Origin of the sequence: Vibrio sp. V42_P2S4T144, assembly GCF_009904715.1 — a bacterium.
GTDB lineage: Bacteria > Pseudomonadota > Gammaproteobacteria > Enterobacterales > Vibrionaceae > Vibrio > Vibrio alginolyticus.
This window is the reverse complement of the sequence record NZ_WXWS01000209.1, coordinates 21497-28842: the sequence shown is the minus strand read 5'-3', so window position 1 is coordinate 28842 and position 7346 is coordinate 21497. Positions and strand designations below refer to the sequence as shown.

Below are 7346 nucleotides of genomic sequence, written 5' to 3'. Positions count from 1 at the left end.
ACCTTATTATTCTATTTTTCGATTTTGAGAAAATAAAACGCTAAAATTGTTGGTTATCAATCAAATTTTTTGAAAGGTTAAATCATGTTCTCTAAAGCGTCTTTGGAAATGCTGGATACGGTTGCCCGTTTAGGCAGTTTCACCGCTGCGGCTGAGGTATTGCATAAAGTCCCCTCAGCCATCAGCTATGGAGTAAGGCAGGTCGAGCAAGATTTAGATGTGGTGCTGTTTCGACGTTTACCAAGGAAAGTCGAGCTAACTCCAGCGGGTGAACTTTTTATGGCCGAGGCACGCTCTTTGCTGCGTCAAATGGAAGAGGTGAAAGCACAAACGCGGCGAGCGGCTCAAGGATGGAAAAGCACGTTAAAGCTGACCTTAGATAACGTGGTGAAGTTAGAAAAACTCAAACCTTTGGTGGAAGATTTTTATCGCGAGTTTGAATTTGCTGAATTGCAGATCAATATGGAGGTCTTCAATGGTTCTTGGGAAGCCATAGCACAAGGTCGAGCCGACATTGTCGTTGGCGCGACGTCTGCGGTTCCCGTTGGTGGGGATTTTGAAGTCAAAGATATGGGCGTATTAGATTGGGCATTTGTGATGTCACCCGCTCATCCTTGCGTTCGACAACAAGTGCTTACTGAAGAGTTTGTGAGTCAATTTCCGGCGATCTGTCTTGATGATACTTCGAACGTGCTGCCAAAACGCCATACTGGCCATTATCCGCAACAGCGCCGATTATTATTGCCCAATTGGTATAGTGCGATTGAATGTTTAAAAAATGGGGTGGGCGTGGGTTACATGCCACGTCATATTGCAACACCCTTAATCAATGATGGTGTGCTGGTGGAGAAGGTCATGCCGGATGATAAACCGCTCAGTCACTGCTGCTTAGTATGGCGCAAAGATGATAATCATAAATTGATCCAGTGGATGGTGGACTATCTTGGGTCGCCTAATCAGCTACATAAAGATTGGTTACAGTCATAAAAAAACACCTCGCATTAGCGAGGTGTTTTCATTGATATGTTTGAAATGTGGCGTTTTATGACAAGAAAAACTTATACGATGGGTTGTCTGTCTCGTCTTTGCATTGATAGCCAAGTTCACGTAAATGTGCAGAAAACTGAGCTAAATCGCTTTCATCTAACTCGAAACCACATAAAACACGTCCGTAGTCAGCGCCGTGGTTACGGTAGTTGAACAAACTGATATTCCAGTGTGTGCCGAGTGTGCTTAAGAACTTAAGTAGCGCCCCAGGATACTCTGGGAATTCAAAGCTGTAGAGGCGCTCTTTAAGCGGCTTAGACGGCTTACCACCAATCATGTAGCGCACGTGCAGCTTCGCCATTTCATCATCAGACAAATCAACCACTGGGTAGCCACCATCACGTAAGTCGTGAATGATATGTTCTAGCTCTTCCTGACCGCCTTGCAAACGCACACCGACAAAGATATTTGCCAATGCGTCATCGTTGTAGCGGTAGTTAAACTCCGTTACGGCGCGGCCGCCAATGAGGTTACAGAACTCAAAGAAGGCACCTTGACGCTCAGGAATGGTGACGGCAAGCAAACCTTCACGTTTCTCACCAAGCTCGCAACGCTCAGAAACATAACGTAAGCCATGGAAGTTAGTGTTGGCACCAGACAGCACAGTACCTAAATTCTTACCTTGCAGTTTGTTTTGCTCAGCAAACTTCTTCAAACCCGCCAGAGCAAGCGCGCCAGAAGGCTCTGCAATCGCACGGGTGTCTTCAAAGATGTCTTTTACTGCTGCGCAGATTTCATCGCTAGAGACGGCAATATGGCCATCAATGTACTTTTGGCATAGACGGAAAGTCTCTTCGCCAATGCGTTTTACAGCGACGCCATCGGCAAACATGCTGACTTGGTCTAGTACTACTGGCTCACCAGCATCCAAAGCAGCTTTGAGGCATGACGAATCTTCTGGCTCAACTGCAATCACTTTGATTTCTGGCATGAGCTGCTTCACAAGTACCGCAACACCCGCAGCCAAACCGCCACCACCGACAGGGACGAAAATGTAATCAAGGTGACCATTTTGCTGCAGCATTTCCATGCCTATGGTGCCTTGACCTGCAATCACCAGTGGGTGATCGAAAGGAGGGACAAATGTGTACCCATGCAGATCAGAAAGGCGTTCCGCTTCCGCTTTTGCCTCATCGAAGTTGCTGCCGTGCAGCACTACATTGCCACCGAAGCCACGTACCGCATCGACTTTGATGTCTGGTGTGGTTTTAGGCATCACGATGGTGGTTTTGATGCCTAGCTTAGTACCAGAGAGCGCCATGCCTTGAGCGTGGTTACCTGCCGATGCTGCAATGACACCAGCGGCTTTTTGTGCTTCAGATAAACTCGCCACCATGTTGTATGCACCGCGCAATTTGAACGAGTGTACGGGTTGGCGATCTTCACGCTTGATCTGCACGTTATTCCCGATACGTGCAGATAAACGAGGCATTTCTTGCAGTGGCGTCACTGTTGCTACTTCATAAACAGGTGCGCGAAGGATTTGGCGCAGATAATCTGCGCCAGTTTGGTTCACTTGTTTTTCGGGTTGAGCTTCCATCATTGCTAGCCCTCTAGCTTCGACTTGTCTCGTACTGCACCCTTGTCAGCACTGGTTGCCATACTCGCGTACGCTTTGAGTGCAAATGAAACTTCACGTTGGCGGTCAACTGGTTTCCAGCCTAGTTCGTCTTGTTTTGCACGGCGCTCAGCAAGTTCTTGTTCAGACACTTGGAGTGAAATTGAACGGTTTGGAATATCAATTGCAATCATATCGCCTTCTTTTACCAGGCCAATTGCACCGCCGTTTGCTGCTTCAGGAGAGGCGTGGCCGATAGAAAGACCTGATGTGCCGCCAGAGAAACGGCCGTCAGTCAGAAGTGCACACTCTTTGCCAAGGCCCATCGATTTTAGATAAGTGGTTGGGTAAAGCATTTCTTGCATGCCCGGACCACCTTTAGGGCCTTCGTAACGGATAACAACCACGTCGCCAGCTTTTACTTTGCCGCCTAAGATGCCTTCTACGGCGTCTTCTTGGCTTTCGAAAACTACGGCTGGGCCAGTGAATTTATGAATGCTCTCATCCACACCAGCAGTCTTAACGATACAACCATCTAATGCGATGTTGCCTGATAGAACGGCTAGGCCACCTTCTTGGCTAAAGGCATGATCGATAGTACGAATACAGCCTTCCGCACGGTCGTCATCAAGGCGATCCCAGCGGCAATCTTGTGAGAACGCTTGAGTAGTACGAATTCCCGCAGGACCTGCGCGGTAGAACTTAAGTACTTCTTCGTCTTCAGTTTGGATGATGTCGTATTTCGCCAGCTGCTCTTTCATCGAAAGGCCAAGCACGGTGCGCGCATCATTGTGTAGAAGACCTGCACGATCTAACTCACCAAGAATTGCCATGACGCCACCAGCGCGGTGTACATCTTCCATGTGATATTTCTGGGTAGATGGTGCCACTTTACATAGGTGTGGTACTTGGCGTGATAGGCGATCGATATCTTCCATATCGAAATCCACTTCACCTTCTTGCGCTGCAGCCAACAGGTGCAAAATGGTGTTGGTTGAGCCACCCATTGCAATATCCAGTGCCATCGCATTTTCGAACGCATCAAACGTAGCGATGTTGCGTGGCAGTGCTGATTCGTCATCTTGCTCGTAGTAACGACGAGTCAGTTCAACGATGCGACGACCTGCATTAAGGAACAGTTGTTCACGGTCAGCGTGCGTTGCCAGCATAGAACCGTTACCTGGTTGAGAAAGACCCAGTGCTTCCGTTAGACAGTTCATTGAGTTTGCAGTGAACATGCCTGAACACGATCCACACGTTGGACATGCGCTGCGTTCGATCTGCTCGCTTTGCTCATCAGACACTTTTGGATCCGCGCCTTGGATCATCGCATCTACAAGGTCTAGTTTGATGATCTGATCAGAAAGCTTGGTTTTACCCGCTTCCATTGGACCACCAGAAACAAAGATAACCGGGATGTTGAGACGCATAGATGCCATCAACATTCCCGGAGTGATTTTGTCACAGTTAGAGATACATACCATGGCATCGGCACAGTGCGCGTTGACCATGTACTCCACAGAGTCTGCGATCAGTTCGCGTGAAGGCAGTGAGTACAGCATGCCGCCGTGACCCATTGCGATACCATCATCAACCGCGATGGTGTTGAATTCTTTCGCAATACCGCCAGCTTTTTCGATTTCGCGTGCTACAAGCTGACCCATGTCTTTCAGGTGTACGTGACCCGGAACAAATTGAGTAAACGAGTTTACAACGGCGATGATTGGTTTACCGAAGTCTTCTTCTTTCACACCCGTTGCACGCCACAGTGCTCGTGCACCCGCCATGTTACGACCATGTGTGGTGGTAGCTGATCTATATTTTGGCATTTCCTAATCCTTCTTACTTCTGTTCTGGGTACACATAGTCTAACCAGCCCCACTTATCTTCCGTGGTGCCGTCAAATAGGCCAAAGTAGGCTGCTTGTAGTTCTTTAGTGATAGGGCCGCGCTTACCAGTGCCCACTTCAATCTTGTCGATGGTTGCCACTGGTACAATCTCAGCCGCAGTACCTGTCATGAAGACTTCATCGGCAAGGTAAAGGGCTTCACGAGCAATGTTCGCTTCACGTACTTCGTAGCCTTTATCGCGTGCAATTGTCATGATCGAGTCACGAGTGATGCCCGGTAGAATCGCGCTAGTTGCTGGTGGTGTGGTGATTACGCCATCTTTGATAACGAAGATGTTTTCACCAGCCCCTTCCGATAGGTAACCATCTACGCTTAGCGCAATACCTTCGTCGTAACCGTGACGACGCGCTTCACCACCAACCAATAGTGAAGATAGGTAGTTACCGCCTGCTTTAGCTGCAGTTGGGATGGTGTTTGGCGCAGCGCGGTTCCAGCTTGAAATCATCGCATCGACACCTTTTTCTAGCGCTTCTTCGCCTAAGTAAGAGCCCCAAGGAAATGCTGCAATGATTAGATCCATCTCAGTGCCAACTGGTGGACATACGCCTAAGCCAACATTACCGACAAAACCCAATGGACGAATGTAAGCGCTGTCGAGTTTGTTTTGGCGCAGTGTTTCGCGGGTCGCTTCCATGATTTCTTCTACAGAGAAAGGGATCGGAAAGCGGTAAATCTTGGCAGAATCTTTTAGACGTTGTGCATGCTCACGGTGACGGAAGACAATTGGGCCTTTTGGTGTGTTGTAACAGCGCACGCCTTCAAACACGGATGTACCATAGTGCATTGCGTGAGTCAGAACGTGAACGTTCGCCTCTGCCCATGGAACCATCTCACCATTAAACCAAATGAAATCTGCAGTTTTCGTTGCCATTTGTTGCCTTCCTTATGCACTTACGTGTTGTTGTAAGTTGTGATTTGGCAGTTCATCGTTGCGGATTTTTAGCACCTCAACCTTACGAACGTCCCACAACTTCTCTATTTGATTGATCAAAAACGAGATTGGTCGATCGCTGTCGACGATGATCTCGACGCTGGCTACTTTGCTTTCGTGGTTTTGCGTAGCAGCGACTTGTTTGATCACGAAGCCTCTGTGACGAATCACACGTAGAACGCGCTCCAACAGTACCGGTTTGTCATCGGCTTTGATGTCGAGTAAATATCTGTCCATGCGATTGTCTCCTATGTATTTTCCAACATATCACTGTTTGATGCGCCAGGTGGCACCAATGGCCACACGTTTTCTTCTTCATCAATCAAAACGTGAAGCATGTAAGAAGTTTCACTCGCTAGCATCTCTTTGAGAGCAGGTTCGACTTCTTCTTTCTTGGTGATGGTTTTGCCCGGGATATCGAACGCTTTTGCTAACATCACGAAATCTGGGTTGTCATCAAGAATGGTTTCACTGTGGCGACCGTCAAAGAACAATGACTGCCATTGGCGAACCATGCCAAGACGTTGGTTATTAAGAAGGACAATCTTCACTGGAATCTGACGACGCTTCAGCGTGCCCAATTCCTGAACGTTCATCATAAATGAACCGTCACCTGTAATAAGGATAGACTGATCATCAGGACGTGCGACTGCAGCACCCATCGCCGCTGGCAAGCCAAAGCCCATGGTGCCAAGGCCAGCAGAAGTGATGAAATTTTGTGGTTCGCGTGGCTGGATATGTTGCGCTGCCCACATCTGGTGCTGACCGACGTCGGTCGAGACAATTGAGCTATCTGGCATCATGTCAGACAGCTGTTTAAGCAATAGCGGTGCGTAGATTAACTCGCCCGGGTGGTCGTAACGCCACTTAAAGCCGCTGCGCAGACTTTCACTGTGATGAACCCACGGTGAGATATCTTGAGTCAGCTCTAGCTGAGGAAGAATGGTGTTGATGTCGCCACGTAATGGTGCGTTGGCGTGGCGCAGTTTATGAATCTCCGCAGCATCAATGTCGATATGAATCACTTTCGCATTTGGTGCAAACGTGTCGAGCTTACCCGTCACACGGTCATCAAAGCGCGCGCCAACCACGATCAATAGATCGGCTTCTTGAACCACTAGGTTAGCGGCTTTGGTGCCGTGCATACCCAACATACCAAGATAGTGAGGATCATGGCGTTCAATGGTACCGAGGCCTTTTAATGTGCTAACTGCAGGCATTGGGTTTAAGCGAAGAAATTCGCGTACTGCATCGGTTGCTTTCGCAAGTTGCACGCCACCACCAACATACAACACTGGGCGAGTAGATGCTGCCAGCACATCTTGCGCACGTTTGATATCTTCAGCGCTGACATCTTCGATTGCTGGTGCTATGTATGGAGGAAGAAGGTCTGTAGGTGCTTGAGCGAGTTGAACGTCTTTGGCGATATCGACAATGACAGGACCCGGACGACCGGTTTTTGCGACCTCAAAGGCTTCGGCAAGTGTCGGAGCTAGATCTTCAATTTCAGTCACGAGATAGCTGTGCTTAGTACAGGCTAGGGACATTCCGATCACATCCATTTCTTGGAATGCATCGGTACCGATATGAGAGCTAGCAACCTGGCCTGTGATGGCAACTAGAGGTACGGAGTCAAGGAAAGCGTCGGCAAGGCCGGTAACAAGGTTAGTGGCTCCTGGGCCGGAAGTTGCCATGCACACAGCAACGTCTTGAGTGGAACGAGCCATCCCGATAGCTGCCATAGCGGCCCCTTGCTCGTGACGGCATAGGATGTGTTCCACCCCACCGTCATACAAAGCATCATAGATTGGCATGATGGCCCCGCCGGGGTAGCCAAAAACGGTTTCGATGCCTTGCTGTCTTAAAGCGGCTACGACAAGTTGTGCACCAGTCATCGTAA

General features: G+C 48.9%; 6 protein-coding genes. 1 reads left to right on the top strand and 5 read right to left on the bottom strand.

The window, feature by feature from the left end; all coding sequences use genetic code 11:
* Nucleotides 1-84: 84 nt before the first annotated feature.
* Nucleotides 85-987, top strand: a complete 903-nt coding sequence (gene punR / locus CAG68_RS07405) for a DNA-binding transcriptional activator PunR (RefSeq protein WP_017821565.1) — start codon at nt 85-87, stop codon at nt 985-987.
* 55 nt (nt 988-1042) lie between these two features.
* Here the strand turns inward: punR and ilvA are convergent, their stop codons facing one another.
* Genes ilvA through ilvG form a run of 5 tightly spaced genes read right to left on the bottom strand, consistent with a single transcriptional unit; the run spans nt 1043 to nt 7341 of the window.
* On the bottom strand, nt 1043-2590 hold the full coding sequence (gene ilvA / locus CAG68_RS07400) for a threonine ammonia-lyase, biosynthetic (protein WP_017635600.1): 1548 nt from the start codon (nt 2588-2590) through the stop codon (nt 1043-1045).
* Nucleotides 2591-2592: 2 nt separating this feature from the next.
* Nucleotides 2593-4434, bottom strand: a complete 1842-nt coding sequence (gene ilvD, locus CAG68_RS07395; RefSeq protein ID WP_005383859.1) for a dihydroxy-acid dehydratase — start codon at nt 4432-4434, stop codon at nt 2593-2595.
* Between the two features lie 13 nt (nt 4435-4447).
* On the bottom strand, nt 4448-5386 hold the full coding sequence (gene ilvE, locus CAG68_RS07390; protein WP_005378953.1) for a branched-chain-amino-acid transaminase: 939 nt from the start codon (nt 5384-5386) through the stop codon (nt 4448-4450).
* 12 nt (nt 5387-5398) lie between these two features.
* Entirely contained in the window at nt 5399-5683 is a 285-nt protein-coding gene (ilvM, locus tag CAG68_RS07385) for an acetolactate synthase 2 small subunit (RefSeq protein WP_005378958.1), read from the bottom strand.
* A gap of 11 nt (nt 5684-5694) precedes the next feature.
* On the bottom strand, nt 5695-7341 hold the full coding sequence (gene ilvG, locus CAG68_RS07380) for an acetolactate synthase 2 catalytic subunit (RefSeq protein ID WP_005378960.1): 1647 nt from the start codon (nt 7339-7341) through the stop codon (nt 5695-5697).
* Between the last annotated feature and the right edge of the window lie 5 nt (nt 7342-7346).

Excerpts from the sequence above, each read along its gene's own strand:
- ilvG (WP_005378960.1), bottom strand. The coding sequence starts at position 7,341 with ATGACTGGTGCACAACTTGTCGTAGCCGCTTTAAGACAGCAAGGCATC.
- ilvD (WP_005383859.1), bottom strand. The coding sequence starts at position 4,434 with ATGCCAAAATATAGATCAGCTACCACCACACATGGTCGTAACATGGCG.
- punR (WP_017821565.1), top strand. The coding sequence starts at position 85 with ATGTTCTCTAAAGCGTCTTTGGAAATGCTGGATACGGTTGCCCGTTTA.
- ilvE (WP_005378953.1), bottom strand. The coding sequence starts at position 5,386 with ATGGCAACGAAAACTGCAGATTTCATTTGGTTTAATGGTGAGATGGTT.
- ilvM (WP_005378958.1), bottom strand. The coding sequence starts at position 5,683 with ATGGACAGATATTTACTCGACATCAAAGCCGATGACAAACCGGTACTG.
- ilvA (WP_017635600.1), bottom strand. The coding sequence starts at position 2,590 with ATGATGGAAGCTCAACCCGAAAAACAAGTGAACCAAACTGGCGCAGAT.